The organism is Pseudomonas muyukensis (assembly GCF_019139535.1).
Taxonomy (GTDB): Bacteria; Pseudomonadota; Gammaproteobacteria; order Pseudomonadales; family Pseudomonadaceae; genus Aquipseudomonas; species Aquipseudomonas muyukensis.
In genome coordinates this window covers 2,775,183-2,792,423 of record NZ_CP077073.1, presented here as the reverse complement: position 1 = coordinate 2,792,423, position 17,241 = coordinate 2,775,183, and the positions used below count along the sequence as shown (strand labels likewise).

At 66.5% G+C, this 17,241-nt stretch carries 16 protein-coding genes; 9 read left to right on the top strand and 7 right to left on the bottom strand.

Annotated features, from left to right (window positions below):
- Positions 1-115: 115 nt before the first annotated feature.
- The 5 genes from KSS95_RS12510 to KSS95_RS12490 all read left to right on the top strand — a co-directional run bounded on the left by KSS95_RS12510 (position 116) and on the right by KSS95_RS12490 (position 4,239).
- Complete coding sequence (locus KSS95_RS12510; RefSeq protein ID WP_217847422.1) at positions 116-856, top strand: response regulator; 741 nt, start codon at positions 116-118, stop codon at positions 854-856.
- Entirely contained in the window at positions 853-2,139 is a 1,287-nt protein-coding gene (locus KSS95_RS12505; protein ID WP_217847421.1) for a sensor histidine kinase, read from the top strand. Before KSS95_RS12510 ends, KSS95_RS12505 begins: the two co-directional genes overlap by 4 nt.
- Before the next feature lie 257 nt (positions 2,140-2,396).
- Entirely contained in the window at positions 2,397-3,095 is a 699-nt protein-coding gene (locus KSS95_RS12500) for an AzlC family ABC transporter permease (protein ID WP_217847420.1), read from the top strand.
- Entirely contained in the window at positions 3,092-3,406 is a 315-nt protein-coding gene (locus tag KSS95_RS12495; RefSeq protein WP_217847419.1) for an AzlD domain-containing protein, read from the top strand. The genes KSS95_RS12500 and KSS95_RS12495 overlap by 4 nt, the downstream gene beginning before the upstream one ends.
- Entirely contained in the window at positions 3,403-4,239 is an 837-nt protein-coding gene (locus tag KSS95_RS12490) for an AraC family transcriptional regulator (protein WP_217847418.1), read from the top strand. Before KSS95_RS12495 ends, KSS95_RS12490 begins: the two co-directional genes overlap by 4 nt.
- Here the strand turns inward: KSS95_RS12490 and KSS95_RS12485 are convergent.
- Positions 4,226-5,005, bottom strand: a complete 780-nt coding sequence (locus KSS95_RS12485; RefSeq protein ID WP_217847417.1) for an AraC family transcriptional regulator — start codon at positions 5,003-5,005, stop codon at positions 4,226-4,228. The two genes, KSS95_RS12490 and KSS95_RS12485, sit on opposite strands and share 14 nt — an antisense overlap.
- A gap of 104 nt (positions 5,006-5,109) precedes the next feature.
- On the opposite strand from KSS95_RS12485, the gene KSS95_RS12480 reads away from it, so the two are divergent.
- Together KSS95_RS12480 and KSS95_RS12475 are read left to right on the top strand one after the other, a co-directional pair.
- Positions 5,110-6,231, top strand: coding sequence for an MFS transporter (locus KSS95_RS12480; RefSeq protein WP_217847416.1), 1,122 nt, complete (start codon positions 5,110-5,112; stop codon positions 6,229-6,231).
- 60 nt (positions 6,232-6,291) lie between these two features.
- Complete coding sequence (locus tag KSS95_RS12475; RefSeq protein ID WP_186659667.1) at positions 6,292-6,519, top strand: hypothetical protein; 228 nt, start codon at positions 6,292-6,294, stop codon at positions 6,517-6,519.
- A gap of 59 nt (positions 6,520-6,578) precedes the next feature.
- Here KSS95_RS12475 and KSS95_RS12470 read toward each other — a convergent pair whose 3' ends face one another.
- The 6 genes from KSS95_RS12470 to KSS95_RS12445 all read right to left on the bottom strand — a co-directional run bounded on the left by KSS95_RS12470 (position 6,579) and on the right by KSS95_RS12445 (position 12,830).
- Positions 6,579-7,061, bottom strand: coding sequence for a copper chaperone PCu(A)C (locus KSS95_RS12470; RefSeq protein ID WP_217847415.1), 483 nt, complete (start codon positions 7,059-7,061; stop codon positions 6,579-6,581).
- Positions 7,062-7,670: an SCO family protein gene (locus tag KSS95_RS12465; protein WP_134691970.1), complete on the bottom strand. Its 609-nt coding sequence runs from the start codon at positions 7,668-7,670 to the stop codon at positions 7,062-7,064.
- 188 nt (positions 7,671-7,858) lie between these two features.
- Positions 7,859-8,563 carry a hypothetical protein gene (locus tag KSS95_RS12460; RefSeq protein ID WP_217847414.1) on the bottom strand — a complete coding sequence of 235 codons (705 nt, stop codon included), beginning with the start codon at positions 8,561-8,563 and terminating at the stop codon, positions 7,859-7,861.
- Positions 8,564-8,691: 128 nt separating this feature from the next.
- Positions 8,692-9,276 (bottom strand): Fe-S biogenesis protein NfuA, encoded by a 585-nt coding sequence (nfuA, locus tag KSS95_RS12455; protein WP_134691968.1) that lies wholly within the window; start codon positions 9,274-9,276, stop codon positions 8,692-8,694.
- 57 nt (positions 9,277-9,333) lie between these two features.
- Entirely contained in the window at positions 9,334-10,368 is a 1,035-nt protein-coding gene (locus KSS95_RS12450) for an acyltransferase family protein (protein ID WP_217847413.1), read from the bottom strand.
- Between the two features lie 161 nt (positions 10,369-10,529).
- Positions 10,530-12,830: a fatty acid cis/trans isomerase gene (locus KSS95_RS12445; RefSeq protein WP_217847412.1), complete on the bottom strand. Its 2,301-nt coding sequence runs from the start codon at positions 12,828-12,830 to the stop codon at positions 10,530-10,532.
- Positions 12,831-13,002: 172 nt separating this feature from the next.
- Here KSS95_RS12445 and metH point away from each other — a divergent pair, with 172 nt between their 5' ends.
- Positions 13,003-16,710 carry a methionine synthase gene (gene metH / locus KSS95_RS12440; RefSeq protein ID WP_217847411.1) on the top strand — a complete coding sequence of 1,236 codons (3,708 nt, stop codon included), beginning with the start codon at positions 13,003-13,005 and terminating at the stop codon, positions 16,708-16,710.
- Positions 16,711-16,824: 114 nt separating this feature from the next.
- Positions 16,825-17,043, top strand: coding sequence for a DUF2970 domain-containing protein (locus tag KSS95_RS12435; RefSeq protein WP_217847410.1), 219 nt, complete (start codon positions 16,825-16,827; stop codon positions 17,041-17,043).
- Positions 17,044-17,241: the final 198 nt, after the last annotated feature.

The window sequence follows — 17,241 nt, the reverse complement described above, 5'->3', positions numbered from 1 at the left end:
CGTGCGTCTTGCTGTATCTGTGCCAGCGGCAGATACACTGCAATACAAACCGAGGCAGGCAAGCCCCGGCTCGCTCGGTACACTGCGCCCAACCTTCACCTACAAGGACACCCCGATGGAGCATGTCGATCACATCCTGGTCGTCGACGACGACCGCGAAATCCGCGAACTGGTCGGCAACTACCTGAAGAAGAACGGCCTGCGCACCAGCATCGTCGCCGACGGCCGGCAGATGCGCGCCTTCCTGGAGAACAACGCGGTCGACCTGATCGTGCTCGACATCATGATGCCCGGCGACGACGGCCTGCTGCTGTGTCGCGAACTGCGCGCCGGCAAGCACCGCAACACACCGGTGCTGATGCTCACCGCGCGCAACGACGAGACCGACCGCATCATCGGCCTGGAGATGGGCGCCGACGACTACCTGACCAAACCGTTCTCGGCCCGCGAGCTGCTGGCACGGATCAACGCCGTGCTGCGCCGCACGCGCATGCTGCCGCCCAACCTGACCATCAGCGAGAGCAGCCGGTTGATCGCCTTCGGCCCCTGGCGCCTGGACACCACCTCGCGCCACCTGCTCGACAGCGAAGGCACCCTGGTGGCGCTGTCGGGCGCCGAGTACCGCCTGCTGCGGGTGTTCCTCGACCATCCGCAGCGGGTGCTCAGCCGCGAGCAACTGCTCAACCTCACCCAGGGCCGCGAGGCGGACATCTTCGACCGCTCCATCGACCTGCTGGTCAGCCGCCTGCGCCAGCGCCTGGGCGACGACGCCCGCGAGCCCACCTGCATCAAGACCGTGCGCAGCGAAGGCTATGTGTTCTCGCTGCCGGTGCAGCTGCTGGAGGCGCCGGCATGAAATGGCCTCGTACCCTGGCCTCGCGCCTGGCGCTGATCTTCTTCACCGGGCTGGTACTGGCCTATGGCCTGTCGTTTAGCCTGCAGGCCTACGAGCGCTACGTCAGCAGCCGCTCGATGATGCTCAGCAACCTGGAGCTGGACGTGTCGACCTCGGTGGCCATCCTCGACCGCCTGCCCGCCGCCGAGCGCCCGGCCTGGTTGCCGCGCCTTGAACGGCGCACCTACCGCTACCGCCTGGACGACGGTCTGTCCGGCGAGGCGATGCCCAGCGACAACCCGCCCATGGCCGCCGACTCCATCGTCAAGGCCATCGGCGAGCGCTACCGCCTGACCTTCCAGGAAATCCCCGGGCCCGCGGCGCACTTCCAGGCCCACCTGCGCCTGGCCGACGGCGCGCCGCTGACCATCGACGTCACCCCGGCCTCAGTGCCGGTAGCCAGCTGGCTGCCGGTGGTGCTGCTGATCCAGCTGGCGGTATTGCTGGCCTGCACCTGGCTCGCCGTGCGCCTGGCCATTGGCCCGTTGACCCGCCTGGCCCAGGCAGTGGACAACCTCGACCCGAACCACCCCGGCCCGCAGCTCGACGAACGCGGCCCGCGCGAGGTGCGCTACGCCGCCGTGGCGTTCAATGCCCTGCAGGCACGCATCGCCGCCTACCTCAAGGAGCGCATGCAACTGCTGGCGGCGATCTCGCACGACCTGCAAACACCGATCACGCGCATGAAGCTGCGCGTCGAGCAGATGGACGACGGGCTGGAAAAGGAAAAGCTCTGGCACGACCTCGGTGCCATGGAGCACCTGGTGCGCGAGGGCGTGGCCTATGCCCGCAGCATGGACAGCAGCACCGAGGCGCCGTGCAAGGTCAACCTCGACGCCTTCCTCGACAGCCTGGTGTTCGACTACCAGGACAGCGGCGCCCAGGTGCAGCGCCAGGGCAGCGCCCAGGTCACCCTGCACACCCGCCCCCACGCCCTGCGCCGGGTGCTGGTGAACCTGGTGGACAATGCGTTGAAGTTCGCCGGCGCCGCGCAGTTGGAGGTGGGCCGCGAGGAGGGCGTGACGCTGATCCGCGTGCTCGACGACGGCCCCGGCATCCCCGAGGCCGAACTGGACGACGTGCTCAAGCCGTTCTACCGGGTCGAGGGCTCGCGTAACCGCAGCACCGGCGGTACCGGGCTGGGCCTGGCCATCGCCCAGCAACTGACCCAGGCCATGGGTGGCAACCTGACCCTGCGCAACCGCGCCGAAGGCGGGTTGTGCGCGCAGATCGAACTGCGCTGAATCCACAGCTGCGACCTCTGATCAGACGCTCTCCTGTAGGAGCGGCCTTGTGTCGCGAAAGGGCTGCGCAGCAGCCCCCGGGTTTGAGCATTGAAGCAAGAATCGCTGGGGCCGCTACGCGCCCCATCGCGACGCAAGGCCGCTCCTACAAGGGTTGCGCAAGGCCTGAGGCGAGGGGCCAACAAAGCAAGATCGTTCAAGCCAGCCTCTGGCCGGTCTGGCATGCTGGCCTGCCCTGTCGATTCGTTGCCGCCTTCATGTCCAGCCCGCCCCTCGCCCGCCAAGCCTTTCTCCATGGCGCCATCGCCATCCTGCCCTTGTCCCTGGCCGTCGCGCCCTGGGGCTTGCTGGCCGGTTCCATGGCCATCGAAGCCAACCTCAGCGCCTGGCAAGGCCAGGGGCTGTCGGCCATCGTCTTCGCCGGCGCCGCGCAACTGGTGGCGATCGGCATGCTCAAGGGCGGCGCCAACCTGTTCTCGATCCTTCTCACTACCTTGCTGCTGACCTCGCAGCACCTGCTCTACGGGCTGTCGATGCGCCCCGTGCTGTCGGGCTTGCCCACCCGCTGGCGGCTGGGCCTGGGCTTTTTGCTCACCGACGAATTCTTCGCCTTGACCAGCCACCATGACCAGCAGCAGTTCAACCGCTGGTACGCCCTGGGTGTCGGCTTGACCTTCTACGTGGCGTGGAACCTGTTCACCCTGGCCGGCATCGTCCTGGGCCAGAACATCCCGCACCTGGACCAGCTGGGCCTGGACTTCTCCATCGTCGCCACCTTCGTCGCGCTGATCGCGCCGCTGGTGCGCAACCTGCCGACCCTGGTGTGCGTGGCGGTGTCATTGTTCTGCTCGGTGCTGTTCAGCTACTGCCACTGGGAAACCGCCTTGGTCGCCGCCGGCCTGCTGGGCATGGCCGCCGGCTTCATCTGCCAGAAATTCTCCGGAGGCCGTGCATGATCTGGTTGCTGATCTTCGCCATGGGCGCGGTGGTGTTCCTCAACCGCTACGCCTTTCTCGAACCGCGCTTGCCGCTGCGCCTGAGCTCCAATGCCCGGCAATTCCTCGGCTTCGCCGTGCCGGGCATGCTCACCGCGATCTGCGGGCCGATCATCTTCCTGCCCGAGCATCAGCTCGACCTGAGCCCGTTCAACCCCTACCTGCTCGGTTCGCTGGTGGCCATCACCCTGGTGCTGTTGACCCGCAGCGTGTTGCTGAGCATGCTGGCGAGCATGTTGATCTTCTTCCTCCTGCGCAGCTGGCTGGCATGAGCACGCCCCTGCGCGAACAAACCCACCTGTGGCAGGCGCCGGCCCTGGGCGATGTCGAGATGCTGCACGCCCGTTACCTCCAGCAGCGCTTCGCCCCGCATGTGCACGAAGGCTATGTGTTCACGGTGATCGAGTCCGGTGCCCAGCGCTTCTGGCACCGCGGCAGCGAGCACCTGGCGCCGGTGGGTAGCATGGTGCTGATCAACCCCGACGAACTGCACACTGGCGCCACCGCCCATGAGGCGGGATGGCGCTACCGTGGTTTCTACCCCGAGCACGCGCGGGTCACCGGGGTACTCGACGAACTGGAGCTGGGCCGCCATGGCCTGCCCCGCTTCAAGGACAGCGTGATCCAGGACCCGGCCCTGGCCGCCGCCTTCAGCCACCTGCACCGACTGTCCGAGACCGACGCCAGTGCCCTGGAGCAACAGACTGCCTGGCGCCAGGCGGTACTGGCGCTGGTGCAGCGCCATGGCCACTGCGCCGAACCCGTCGCGCCCGGCAACGAGCCACTGGCCGTGGCCCGCGCCCGCGAGTTGCTGGAAAGCCAGCTGGCCGACCCACCGTCGCTGGAAACCCTGGCCGCGGCCGTGAACCTGTCGCCTTTCCACTTCGCCCGGGTGTTCCGCCAGGCCACCGGCTTGCCGCCCCATGCCTGGCTCAAGCAACGGCGCCTGGCGCGGGCACGGGAGCTGCTGAAAAGCGGCCAGCCGGCCCTGGAGGTCGCCTTCCTGCTCGGCTTCGCCGACCAGAGCCACCTGAGCCGGCAGTTCAAGCAGGCCTATGGGGTCACCCCCGGCGCCTACCGCCAGGCCTGCCTCAACCTGGGCTAGTTGCGCGGTTCCAGGCGCCTGGGGTCAGCCCGGTCAGGCCACGGAAGAAGGCGATGAAGGCGCTGTCGGTGGCAAAACCCAGCTCATCGGCAATCGCCCCGAGCGGGCGCTGCAGCGCCAACTGCTCCACCGCGCGCAACAGGCGCCACTGTTGCCGCCACTGCTGATAGGACAGGCCGGTGTCGCGCCTGAACAGGCGGCTGATGGTTTTTTCGCTGGCGCCCACCTGGCCCGCCAACTCGCTCAAGGCTGGCGGCAAGCGGTCCAGCTGCTCCAGCAGCCGCGCCAAACGCCGATCCCCCGGCAATGGCAGGAACATCGGCTGGCGCGGCGCCTGCTGCAGCTCGCTCAGGCACAGCGCCAGCAGGTGCGCGGCGGCGCCCTGGTCCCAAGCCGTGGCGAACGGCGCCAGGGCGATGCGCTCGACCAGCTCGCGCAGCAACGGGTTGACACTGAGGACCGTGACCTGGGTCGGCAGGCCCTCGCACAGCGCCGCGGTGAAATACAGCGAACGATAATCCACGGTCTCGCGCATCCGCGCGCGGTGTTCGAGCCCCGCCGGGATCCACGCCGCCTGGGTCGGTGGCAACAGGCACAGGCGCCCGGGTGTGTCGATACGCACGCAGCCCTGGCGGGTGAACAGCAACTGGCCACGGTCATGCCGATGACGCCCGGAGTCGTGCTCGCCCAGGGCCGAGCAGATGCCCAGCACCGGGGCGCCGAAGGCATTGGGATCGAACGATGAGTCGGGGTCCAGCCAGGCCATGCAGGGTTGTCCGATTTCGACGGTAAATTGTTCAACTTGCGATAATAGCCCAGCCGCCCACGCATCTACCATGGCCGCCCCTTCCCGCCCAAGGCGTCGACAGCATGCTTTCCCGTTCCTGGCTGGCCCTGGCCAGTGCCCTGCTGATGTTCCCGCAGGTCGCCGAAACCCTGTACAGCCCGGCCCTGGTCTCGCTGGCCGAGCACTTTGGCGTGACCGCCGCCCAGGCCTCGCTGACCCTGTCGCTCTACTTCATCGCGTTCGCCGCCGGGGTGCTGGCCTGGGGGCGCCTGTGCGACCGCTGGGGGCGGCGCCCGAGCATGCTCGCCGGGCTACTGCTGTATAGCGTCGCGGCCCTGGCCGCGCTGCTGGCGCGCGACTTCAGCCAGTTGCTGGGCGCCCGGGTGGTGGCGGCTTTCGCGGCGGCGGTGGGCTCGGTGGTGACCCAGACCGTATTGCGCGATCGCCATCAGGGCGAGGAGTTGGCCCGGGTCTTCACCCTGATCGGTGCCTGCCTGGCCCTCAGCCCTGCCCTGGGCCTGCTCAGCGGCGCCTGGCTGGAGCGCGCCCTTGGCTACCAGGGGGTGCTGGCCGGTCAGTTGCTGATGGCCGCGAGCTTGCTGGCCTGGGCCTGGCGCTGCCTGCCAGAGACCCACAGCGGTCCGCGCCAGGCGCCCGCCATCGGCCAACTGCTCTGGCGCCTGCTCAGCGACCGCCGCATCCAGCGGGCCAGCGTCCTGGTGGCGGTGTTCAACGTCAGCGTGTTCAGTTGGTACAGCCTGGCGCCCTTCATGTTCGAGCGGCTCGGCGCCAGCGCCTGGATGGGTTATTCCGGCGCGGCCCTGGCCGGCGGCGCATTGCTGGGCGCGCGACTCAATGGCTGGCTGTTGCGGCGCGGGCTCGGGGTTGCCCGCCTGCTGCGCCTGGCCTGCCTGCTCGACCTGCTGGCGGCGATGATGATGCTGGGGTTGGCCGACAGCCTGTGGGCAGTGGCGGCCATGCTGCTGGTGATGGTCGCCTTCGCCATGGCCATCCCACTGCTGCTCAGCTCGGCACTGGTCGACTACGGCGATTGCCGCGGCAGTGCCGGGGCGCTGTTCGGGCTGTTCTACTACCTGCAGATCGGCGCAGGGCTGATGCTGGTGGGGGCCACCCAGGCACTGGCGGCGACGCTGCTGGCTTGCGCGTTGCTGGCCTGCGCCCTGGCCGCCGGCTACCGCGCCTGAGTGCCCAGGCAACCGCGCGCGCCACTGCTACACTCAAGGGGCTGAACGGAGGAACCCGCCATGTCCGAACGAGAGATCACCACCCTGATCACCCTGATGAACCAACGCCAGGCCTGCCTGAGCAGCGCCTGCAAGGAAATCGCCGACTGGATCGACCGCCAGGGCGACATACCCGCTGCGGGCAAGATCCGCGCCAGCCTCAAGGCCCTGGAGGCCGAGGACGCCCAGGTGCGCAAGACCCTGACCTCGCTGAACATCGAACGGCCGCTGCCCAGGTTCCGTAGCTGAAAGGGCTGATTTGCAGCCCTCGTGCCGCGAACGGGGCGCAGCGCGCCCCCGATCCACGCTCAGTGATTCATGTGCCCATGGGCATGCCCGCCGCCAGCCTCGGCGTTGAGCGCGCGAACCGGTGCCTGTACCTGCAGGGTTTCTTTCACGCCCTTGGCATCTTCGATGGTCAAGGTCAGCGGCACCTGCTCGCCTTCCTTCACCTGCTGTTTCAGGCCCATCAGCATCACGTGGTAGCCGTTCGGGTCCAGGGTCACCGGCTTGCCCGCCGGCAGCTCGACCGCCTTCACCTCACGCATGCCCATCACGTCGCCGTGCATGGTCATCTCGTGCACCTGCACGGTCTTGGCCACGGGCGAAGCCACGCCCACCAGCTTGCTGTCGCTGCTGGCGGTCAGGGTCATGAAGGCGCCGGTGGCCTGCTGCTGCGCCACGCTGGCGCGCACCCAGGCGTCGCTCACGGTGGTCTGGGCCAGGGCTGGCAAGGCCAGGCCCAGCAGGGCCAGGGCGGCCAGGCCGCGTTTGATCGGTTGCATCGACATTCAGCAGATCTCCATCAAGGTGACCAGGTCCTCGGCGCATTCCTTGGCGTTCAGGGAATGGCCCAGGCTCAGGCGCAGGGTGCTACGCGTATCGTAGACGTAGCTGGTGGACGAGTGAGAGATAGTGTAGGTGTCGCCGGCCGGGACCTTTTCGTAGAACACCTTGAACTCCTGGGCTACCGCGTCGATTTCCTCGGGCGTGCCGGTCAGGGCGACGATCGACGGGTCGAAGGCCTTGACGTAGGCGTCGAGCACCTCGGGGGTGTCGCGCTCCGGGTCCAGGGTGATGAACACCGGCTGGAACAGGTCGCGGTCGCGGCCACGGAGGATCTTGCGGATCTGCGCCACGCGCGCCATGGCGGTCGGGCAGACGGCCGGGCACTGGGTGAAGCCGAAGAAGATCATCGGCATCGAGCCGTAGAAGCTCGACAGGGTCCGCTCGTTGCCTTGCGTATCCTTGAGCTTGAACTTGCGCCCGAGGATCTCGTTGCTCATGTTCTTGCCGTACTTGAAGTCCAGGCCACGGGCCGGGCTGCAGCCCGCCAGCAGGCCGAGCCCCAGTACGCCCATCCCGGCGACAACCGCGCGCCGGGTCAACAGATCATTCATGGAACCATCCTTTACAGGGAAGGTGCCGACCCCTGGGATGGGCCGGCCAGAAAACCGGGGCATTCTGTCACGCCACCCCCACCCCATCTACCCGACACAAGGCTGATCGGCCTGCAGCCCTTTGAATACGGGGCGCGACCTGTTGTCGCAGGGGTTGAATTGGTAACAGTTTATTGCTAAGTGCCGATTCAGTTCTGCAACCTGTGCATGCGCCTGGCGATCGCCGGGCAGCCGTTGATGTCGACGGCCTTCTGCCACAACTCACCACGCAGCGGGCTGCGGCGATTCGCGGCAAAGCCGAGCAGGCGGTAGAGCTCGGCCTGGTAGGACGGCGCATCGCCCCATTGCAACTGGATGTCTTTCGGATCCTGCTTGACGCACTCCAGGGTCACCGCCGGCTGCGGATAGTAGCCAGAGAACTGGGAAAAATCCTCAAGCGCCTTGCTCAGCGCCGGCCCGTAGGCAGGCCCATCGACATAGCCGATGCATTGGTTGGCGATACGCAAAGCGGCTGGGGCGAAGCCTTGCTCAAGGCTCTTGACCAACAGCGTGCATTGGCCAGGGTCGTCGAGCACCGGCGCATCCGGCTGATAGGCGAAGCGGTAGAGCGCCATTCGATACTGGGCCACGGCATGGCCTGCAGCGACCGCGCGCTGCAACTGTTGCAGCGCCGGGTTCCATTCACCGCGCAATTGGCTCAGGCGGGGCTCCAGGTCCTGGGCGGCGGTGCCTTCGGCCAACTGCTGGATCATCCGCATCAGCTGTGGCTCGAGCGCGTCGAGACTGGCCACGGCCTGGCGGTAGTCGGCCTCGCTGTTGCCTGGGGGCTGGTAGGCCCCCAGGACGTGGGTCGAGAGCATCAGGGTAAACAGCGCGACACAGGAGCGGTTCATACCGAGCGTCCTTGTTCAGTCCAATGAAAGTAGCTCAACGCATCGCGGGGCAAGCCCGCTCCCATGCCTGGACAGCAGCTGCATCCAGGCGTGGGAGCGGGCTTGCCCCGCGATGTGAAGCGCACAGCCTAGTAGTAGGCGTTTTCCTTGTTGCTGTGGTCGGTCACGTCACGCACGCCCTTGAGCTCGGGAATGCGCTCGAGCAGGGTGCGCTCGATGCCTTCCTTGAGCGTGACATCGGCCTGGCCGCACCCTTGGCAACCACCGCCGAACTGCAGCACGGCAATGCCGTCGTCGACCACGTCCACCAGGCTCACGGCGCCGCCGTGGCTGGCCAGGCCCGGGTTGATCTCGGTCTGCAGGTAGTAGTTGATCCGCTCGTTGATCGGGCTGTCCTCGTTGACCATCGGCACCTTGGCGTTCGGCGCCTTGATGGTCAGCTGGCCGCCCATGCGGTCGGTGGCGTAGTCCACCAGCGCGTCCTCGAGGAACGGCACGCTGACGGCGTCCAGGTAGGCGGTGAAGCTTTTCAGGCCCACCGGCTCATCGTCGGGTTTCTCTTCGCCCGGCTTGCAGTAGGCGATGCAGGTCTCGGCGTACTGGGTGCCCGGCTGGGTGATGAAAATACGGATGCCGATGCCAGGCGTGTTCTGCTTGGAGAGCAGATCGGCCAGGTAATCATGGGCGGCGTCGGTAATGGTTATAGCGCTCATGGAAGTTCCTCACAGACTTGCCGGCAGTGTACGCCAACCCAGCCCTTGAACAAAGTCCTAGTATTTGACTCGGGATAGCGCCAGCGCCGGCTCCCGGCCCGATCGTGCCGCGAACGCGGCCTGCAGCCGCTGGTACAGGCCGCGTTCCAGCCAGTGGTAGCTGAACCACGACATTAGTCCGATTGACGGCACGCACAGGGCGAACACCAGGTACGGGTTCAGGCGCAGCCGTTCGCTGGCGAACAGCCCGGCGTAGAGCACCAGCACATGCACCAGGTACACCGAATACGAGCAATCGCCCAGCGCCTTGAGCAGGCGCTTGCCCTTGAAGTACGGCTCCAGGGCGATGAACGCCAGTACCACCAGGGCGCTGGGCACGCCCCAGTGCAGCAGGCGCAGCGAGGCGTCCAGGTGGTACAGCGCCACCGCGGCCAGCACCAGCAGCCCCAGCGGCAGCCACAACCCCTCGCGCACCAGGCCGCGGCGGTACAGCACGCCCAGGCCGATGCCGAGCAGGAACTCGTAGACGATGTCGTTGTGGTAGAAGCGGCTGAGCACACCCAGGCGCCCCAGCACTTCGCTGACCAAAAGCAACGCCGCGGTGACCAGCAGCAGGTGGTGGCGCTGGCGCACCAGGAAGGCCAGGCCGAACAGCAGGTAGAAGAACATCTCGAAGTTCAGCGTCCAGCCGACGTTGAGGGTCGGGTACAGCCCGTAGCCGCCCGGATTCTCGGCCGGAATGAACAGCAGCGACAGCAGCAGGTGCTGCCATTCGAACACCTGGTGCGGCATCCAGCGGCTGGCGATCAGCATCAGCACGGCCATCAGCAGGGTGTAGAACCAGTAGGCGGGCACGATGCGCAGGGCGCGGTTGAGCAGGAACTGCCCAGGGGCGATGGCTTTGTCGCGGGTCGACAGGTAGATCACCAGCCCACTGATGACAAAGAAGATGTCCACCCCCACCGCCCCGCGGTCGGCGAGCAGTTGGCCGACGGGGCCGCTGGCGTGGAAGTCGAAGAAGATCTGCATGAAGTGGTGGCAGACCACCACCCAGGCGGCGAATGCCCGGAGAGCCTGAAGCGAATACAGCATGAAATACCCTGCGATTGCCGGTGCGTTGAAGCATCGGCGATCAGGCCACGCTCATCGCGGGGCAAGCCCGCGATGAGCGCAAGGCCGTCTCGACCGAAACCGCTCACCGGTTCCGACCGCAGGATGCCGGGAAAGGTCGGGCGCCCTTCCCGGCGGGCCGATCAGAGGTTCTCGTAGCGGTTCATGTCGAGCACGCCGGCTTCCACCGGGTCGGTTTCCTGGATGTAGCGGGTCAGGTCATGGAAGTACTGCCAGAACTGCGGATGGCTGCGACGCACGCCCCAGCGCATGACGATGCGCTCGAACTTGGCGCTGTCGTCGCGCGCCGCCTCCATGTCCTCGACGAACTCCGGCACATCGGCCGCCGGAATGTTGAAGATGAAGTTCGGGTAGCTGCTGAGCACGCCCGGGTACAGGGTCAGGCTGTCCAGCCCCGGTTGGTAGCGCGAGGCCTCGCCCAGCAGGAACGCCACGTTGCTGTGGGCGCGGTTGCGCAGCAGGCTGTAGACCTGGCGCTGGCCGCCCTGCCCTTCGATGCGCAGCATGGTCGCCTCGGGCAACTGGCCGATCACCTTGAGCCCCGCTGCCGGGCGCGACACCAGGCGGCTGAGGGTCTGCTCGGCGTCACGGAACTCGACCGGCATCTGCGCCCGCGAGCAATGGGCGCCCTTGCAGCGGTTGATCGGGTCGGGCGCGGCGTTGAGGCTGCCGGTGCGTTCCAGCAGTTTAAGGCCGAAGTCGCGCTTGGGGTCGCGCGGGTCCAGCTTCAGCGCGCTCGCGGTGCTGGTGTCGATGTCCTCGTAGTCCATCCACATCTTTACCTTGCCGCTGTTCTGGTACCAGTCGCTGAGGATATGGCCACGGGCGTCGGCCGGCATCAGGCGCAGGAAGTTGATCTCGGCGCCGTTGCGGATCAGGTCGAAGTACAGGCGCGTCTGCAACTGGTGCGAGACGTTGCCGAACACATCGAAATTGACCGCCAACTGGTAGTAGGTGCGCTCGAACAGCGGGTAGTCGAACAGCCACATGGTCAGCGGCACGTCACCGATCAGGCCCTTGGTCACCGAGGCGCTGTCGAAGTGGCGGAAGATGCTCAGCAGCGCATTGTCGTTGCCGGCCCACAGGCTCGACCAGCTCGGCGCCGGTTGCTCGGCGTAGGCTTCACGGCGCAGCGCCTCGTATTCGTTGCGTTTGTCGCGGTAGGCATGCCACAGGCTCAGCACGCTGCCGACATCGTCGATCTGCCCCGGCATGGCCAACAGCGGCGTGGCCTGGCCACGGTACTGGGCATCGGTGATGTACAGGTCGTGGGCCGGTTCCTGGAACAGCGCCCAGAAGTTGTCGCGGATCACGTCGGTGGCGATCTGCCCACGGCACACCGGGCCGCGGATGAAGGTGCGCACGAAGTATTCGGCGTTATCCAGCATGAACTGGTAGCGGGCCACCGCCGGGATCGCCTCGAAGGTCTCGAACGGGTTGGCGCGGTGGCGCGGGCCGTAGCCCGGCAGCGCGCTGGCATGCCAGTCGCCGCTGTAGAACAGCTGCTTGACCCGCTTGAGCTTCTGCGGGCCCATCGGGTAGGTGATGTGGGTCTTGTGCACGATCACGCCCTGCACCGGGATCAGCCGATAGTAGAAATCGGTGCCCGGTGGGTCGTTGGGCCGGCGCGTGGCGATCAGGTCGACCGGCTGGCCGCTTGGCGTGCGCGAGCGCACCCACTGGAAGTAGTGGCCCGGCTCGCCGCCGACGAAGTGAATGTGCGCCAGGAACAGGTGCTCGTACAGCCAGCGGCCGACCAGCGCCTCGGTCGAACCGGGGCGGTTGAGCAGCTCTTCCCAGTCGGCGATCTGCTTGGCTTCCACCGCGCTGGGCTGGATCGGGTTGCGCTCCACCGGCGCACCTGCCGCCAGCCAGCGCTGCAGGGTCTGGTACTCCTGGTCGCTGAGGCCGGTGACCGCCAGCGGCATGCCCTCCTTGGGATGGGCGCCGGCGTAGGCGTCGAACTCGTGGGGCAGCGGGCACATGTTGTTGCGGGTCAGCCCCAGGACGATCTCCTCGGGCAGCTTGGCGTTGGGCGTGAGCGGCGTCTTGTGGCCGAGCTCGAGCATGCGCGCCATCAGCGCGGCCTGGCTGCCCTGCTTGTCGAGCACCGAGTAGAAGCCCTGCTTGCGCCAGCCGGCTTCGTCGCGGGCGTCGTAGAACAGCCGCGTGGTGGGCACCGCCTGGCTGCGCTCGCCCTGGTAGACCGGCACCTTCGACGCGCCGCGCTCGGCGCCCTCGGCGCTGCCCAGGTTGAGCTGGCAGGCCGCGTCGTTGCAGGCGTGGCAGGCCACGCACTTGTCGGTGAAGATCGGTTGGATGTCCCGGGTATATGAAATCGTCGGGCTCGATTGGGGGGCCTGCGCGAACGCCACGCCGCTGATGAGCAAGGCGAAGGCGCTGGCCAGTATGCGATACAGCATGTGCCGATAGTCCTGGTAATTTAAAGCCATCACGATGAGCCTGGCGGGTCCTGAGGTGTTGGGGGCGCGGCGCCAACATGAGGGAAATTCATGCAAATGGGCGATGCGCCTAAAATCCGTGCAGCTTTGTTATTATCGGCACCTTCTGATATTTGCCCGACCAGGTAGTCCTATGTCCGACCGCAGCGCTCGTTTACAAGCACTCCAGCACGCACTCAAAGAGCGCATTCTGATCCTCGACGGCGGCATGGGTACTATGATCCAGAGTTACCGCCTCGAGGAACACGACTATCGTGGCACGCGCTTCGCCGATTGGCCAAGCGATGTCAAAGGCAATAATGATTTGCTGCTGCTCAGCCGCCCCGATGTCATCGCCGCCATCGAGAAGGCCTACCTGGACGCCGGCGCCGATATCCTCGAGACCAACACCTTCAACGCCACGCAGATTTCCCAGGCCGACTACGGCATGGAAGCGCTGGTGTACGAGCTCAACGTGCAAGGCGCGCGCATCGCCCGCCAGGTCGCCGACGCCAAGACCCTGGAGACCCCCGACAAGCCACGCTTCGTCGCCGGCGTGCTCGGCCCGACCAGCCGCACCTGCTCGATTTCCCCCGACGTCAACGACCCAGGCTATCGCAACGTCACCTTCGACGAGCTGGTGAGCAACTACACCGAAGCCACCCGCGGCCTGATCGAGGGCGGCGCCGACCTGATCCTGATCGAGACCATCTTCGACACCCTCAACGCCAAGGCGGCGATCTTCGCCGTGCAGCAGGTGTTCGAGGAGGACGATGTCGAGTTGCCGATCATGATCTCCGGCACCATCACCGACGCCTCCGGCCGCACCCTGTCGGGCCAGACCACCGAGGCGTTCTGGAACTCGGTGCGCCACGCCAAGCCGATCTCGGTGGGCCTGAACTGCGCCCTCGGCGCCAAGGACCTGCGCCCCTACCTCGAAGAGCTGGCGACCAAGGCCGATACCCACGTTAGCGCCCACCCCAACGCCGGCCTGCCCAACGCCTTCGGCGAGTACGACGAGACCCCGGCCGAGATGGCCGCGGTGGTCGAGGAATTCGCCGCCAGCGGCTTTCTCAACATCATCGGCGGCTGCTGCGGCACCACCCCACCGCACATCCAGGCCATCGCCGAGGCCGTGGCCAAGCACAAGCCACGGGCCATCCCGGACATCCCCAAGGCTTGCCGCCTGTCGGGCCTGGAGCCGTTCACCATCGACCGCCAGTCGTTGTTCGTCAACGTCGGCGAGCGTACCAACATCACTGGCTCCGCCAAGTTCGCCCGGCTGATCCGCGAGGAGAACTACACCGAGGCGCTCGAGGTGGCCCTGCAGCAGGTCGAGGCCGGCGCCCAGGTGATCGACATCAACATGGACGAAGGGATGCTCGATTCCCAGGCCGCCATGGTCCGCTTCCTCAACCTGATCGCCGGCGAGCCGGACATCTCGCGGGTGCCGATCATGATCGACTCCTCCAAGTGGGAGGTGATCGAGGCGGGGCTCAAATGCATCCAGGGCAAGGGCATCGTCAACTCCATTTCCATGAAGGAAGGCGTCGAGCAGTTCAAGCACCACGCCCGCCTGTGCAAGCGCTACGGCGCCGCGGTGGTGGTGATGGCCTTCGACGAGGTCGGCCAGGCCGACACCGCCGCGCGCAAGCGCGAGATCTGCCAGCGCAGCTATGACATCCTGGTCAACGAGGTGGGCTTCCCGCCGGAAGACATCATCTTCGACCCGAACATCTTCGCCGTCGCCACCGGCATCGAGGAGCACAACAACTACGCCGTCGACTTCATCGAGGCCTGCGCCTACATCCGCGATCATCTGCCGTATGCCTTGAGCTCGGGCGGCGTATCGAACGTGTCGTTCTCGTTCCGCGGCAACAATCCGGTGCGCGAGGCGATCCATTCGGTGTTCCTCTACCACGCGATCCAGAACGGCCTGACCATGGGCATCGTCAACGCCGGCCAGCTGGAGATCTATGACGAGATCCCGCCGGCCCTGCGCGAAAAGGTCGAGGACGTGGTGCTCAACCGTACCCCGCACGGCACCGACGCCCTGCTGGCGATCGCCGACGACTACAAAGGCGGCGGCGCCACCAAGGAAGTCGAGAACGAGGAATGGCGCTCGATGCCGGTGGACAAGCGCCTCGAGCATGCGCTGGTCAAGGGCATCACCGCCTATATCGTCGAAGACACCGAAGAGTGCCGCCAGCAGGCCGCGCGCCCCATCGAGGTCATCGAAGGTCCGCTGATGAGCGGCATGAACGTGGTCGGCGACCTGTTCGGCGCCGGCAAGATGTTCCTGCCCCAGGTGGTCAAGTCGGCCCGCGTCATGAAGCAGGCCGTGGCTCACCTGATCCCCTTCATCGAGGCCGAAAAAGGCGACAAGCCCGAGGCCAAGGGCAAGATCCTCATGGCCACGGTCAAGGGCGATGTGCATGACATCGGCAAGAACATCGTTGGCGTGGTGCTGGGCTGTAACGGCTATGACATCGTCGACATGGGCGTGATGGTCCCGGCCGAGAAGATCCTGCAGACCGCCCGTGAGCAGAAGTGCGACATCATCGGCCTGTCCGGGCTGATCACCCCGTCGCTGGACGAGATGGTCCACGTTGCCCGCGAGATGCAGCGCCAGGGCTTCAACCTGCCGCTGATGATCGGTGGCGCCACCACCTCCAAGGCGCACACGGCGGTGAAGATCGAGCCCAAGTACTCCAACGATGCGGTGATCTACGTCACCGACGCCTCGCGCGCGGTGGGCGTGGCCACCCAGTTGTTGTCCAAGGAGCTCAAGCCCGGTTTCGTCGACAAGACCCGCCAGGAATACGTCGAGGTGCGCGAGCGCACCGCCAACCGCAGCGCCCGCACCGAGCGACTGAGCTATGCCCAGGCCATCGCCGCCAAGCCACAGTACGACTGGGCCGGCTACCAGGCCGCGGTGCCCACCTTCACCGGCGTCAAGGTGCTCGAGGACATCGACCTGCGCACCTTGGCCGAATACATCGACTGGACGCCGTTCTTCATCTCCTGGGACCTGGCCGGCAAGTTCCCGCGCATCCTCACCGACGAGGTGGTCGGCGAAGCGGCCACGGCGCTGTACCAGGACGCCCGCGAGATGCTCGACAAGCTGATCGACGAGAAGCTGATCAGCGCCCGCGCGGTGTTCGGCTTCTGGCCGGCCAACCAGGTCGCCGACGACGACATCGAGGTCTATGGCGACGACGGCCAGCCGCTGGCCACCCTGCACCACCTGCGCCAGCAGACCATCAAGCCCGACGGCAAGCCGAACTGGTCGCTGGCCGACTTCGTCGCGCCGAAAACCAGCGGCGTCAGCGACTACGTCGGCGGTTTCATCACCACCGCCGGCATCGGCGCCGAGGAAGTGGCCAAGGCCTACCAGGACAAGGGCGACGACTACAGCTCGATCATGGTCAAGGCCCTGGCCGACCGCCTGGCCGAGGCCTGCGCCGAATGGCTGCACGAACAGGTGCGCAAGGAACACTGGGGCTACGCCAAGGACGAACACCTGGACAACGAGGCGCTGATCAAGGAGCAGTACAGCGGCATCCGCCCGGCCCCGGGCTACCCGGCCTGCCCCGACCACACCGAGAAGGAAACCCTGTTCCGCCTGCTCGACGGCAGCGCCATCGGCGAGACCGGCCCCAGCGGCGTGTTCCTCACCGAGCACTTCGCCATGTTCCCGGCGGCGGCGGTCAGCGGCTGGTACTTCGCCCACCCGCAGGCGCAGTACTTCGCCGTGGGCAAGGTGGACAAGGACCAGGTCGAACAGTACAGCGCACGCAAGGGCCAGGACATCAGCGTCAGCGAGCGCTGGCTGGCGCCGAACCTGGGCTACGAGAGCTGAGATTGCCCCGGTAGGCACCCGCCTTGCTGGCGAATGGCGCAAGCGCCTTCGCCAGCAAGGCAGGCTCAGACTCGCCTACACTGTCCCTGATTGCCTCTGACCAAGGAGCCACTCATGGACGACCGCACCCCGGGCACACCGCCCACCTTCTGGCAAATGCTGCAAAGCATCCTGGCTGCCGCCTTCGGCGTGCAGAGCGGCAAGAACCGCGCCCGCGACTTCACCTACGGCAAGGCCAGCCATTTCATCATCATGGGGACGCTGTTCACCCTGATCTTCATCTTGGTGCTGATCGGCCTGGTGCAACTGGCGATGCACCTGACCGCGCGCTAGCGGCGCGGACCTGGCTCACGCCCCCTGTAGGCGCGGCCTTGTGTCGCGAAAGGGCCGCAAAGCGGCCCCTGTAGATCGCCAATGGCGTGAAGATCGCCGGGGCCGCTGCGCAGCCCTTTCGCGACACAAGGCCGCGCCTACAGAAGACAGCTGCGCGCAAACGCAAGCCGCCCGCGGATATCCCTTCCGCGGGCGGTT

Coding starts and splice junctions, on each gene's coding strand:
- KSS95_RS12505 (WP_217847421.1), top strand. CDS start 853: ATGAAATGGCCTCGTACCCTGGCCTCGCGCCTGGCGCTGATCTTCTTC.
- KSS95_RS12480 (WP_217847416.1), top strand. CDS start 5,110: ATGCTTTCCCGTTCCTGGCTGGCCCTGGCCAGTGCCCTGCTGATGTTC.
- KSS95_RS12495 (WP_217847419.1), top strand. CDS start 3,092: ATGATCTGGTTGCTGATCTTCGCCATGGGCGCGGTGGTGTTCCTCAAC.
- KSS95_RS12450 (WP_217847413.1), bottom strand. CDS start 10,368: ATGCTGTATTCGCTTCAGGCTCTCCGGGCATTCGCCGCCTGGGTGGTG.
- KSS95_RS12500 (WP_217847420.1), top strand. CDS start 2,397: ATGTCCAGCCCGCCCCTCGCCCGCCAAGCCTTTCTCCATGGCGCCATC.
- KSS95_RS12485 (WP_217847417.1), bottom strand. CDS start 5,005: ATGGCCTGGCTGGACCCCGACTCATCGTTCGATCCCAATGCCTTCGGC.
- KSS95_RS12435 (WP_217847410.1), top strand. CDS start 16,825: ATGGACGACCGCACCCCGGGCACACCGCCCACCTTCTGGCAAATGCTG.
- KSS95_RS12510 (WP_217847422.1), top strand. CDS start 116: ATGGAGCATGTCGATCACATCCTGGTCGTCGACGACGACCGCGAAATC.
- KSS95_RS12445 (WP_217847412.1), bottom strand. CDS start 12,830: ATGCTGTATCGCATACTGGCCAGCGCCTTCGCCTTGCTCATCAGCGGC.
- metH (WP_217847411.1), top strand. CDS start 13,003: ATGTCCGACCGCAGCGCTCGTTTACAAGCACTCCAGCACGCACTCAAA.
- nfuA (WP_134691968.1), bottom strand. CDS start 9,276: ATGAGCGCTATAACCATTACCGACGCCGCCCATGATTACCTGGCCGAT.
- KSS95_RS12470 (WP_217847415.1), bottom strand. CDS start 7,061: ATGTCGATGCAACCGATCAAACGCGGCCTGGCCGCCCTGGCCCTGCTG.
- KSS95_RS12490 (WP_217847418.1), top strand. CDS start 3,403: ATGAGCACGCCCCTGCGCGAACAAACCCACCTGTGGCAGGCGCCGGCC.
- KSS95_RS12475 (WP_186659667.1), top strand. CDS start 6,292: ATGTCCGAACGAGAGATCACCACCCTGATCACCCTGATGAACCAACGC.
- KSS95_RS12465 (WP_134691970.1), bottom strand. CDS start 7,670: ATGAATGATCTGTTGACCCGGCGCGCGGTTGTCGCCGGGATGGGCGTA.
- KSS95_RS12460 (WP_217847414.1), bottom strand. CDS start 8,563: ATGAACCGCTCCTGTGTCGCGCTGTTTACCCTGATGCTCTCGACCCAC.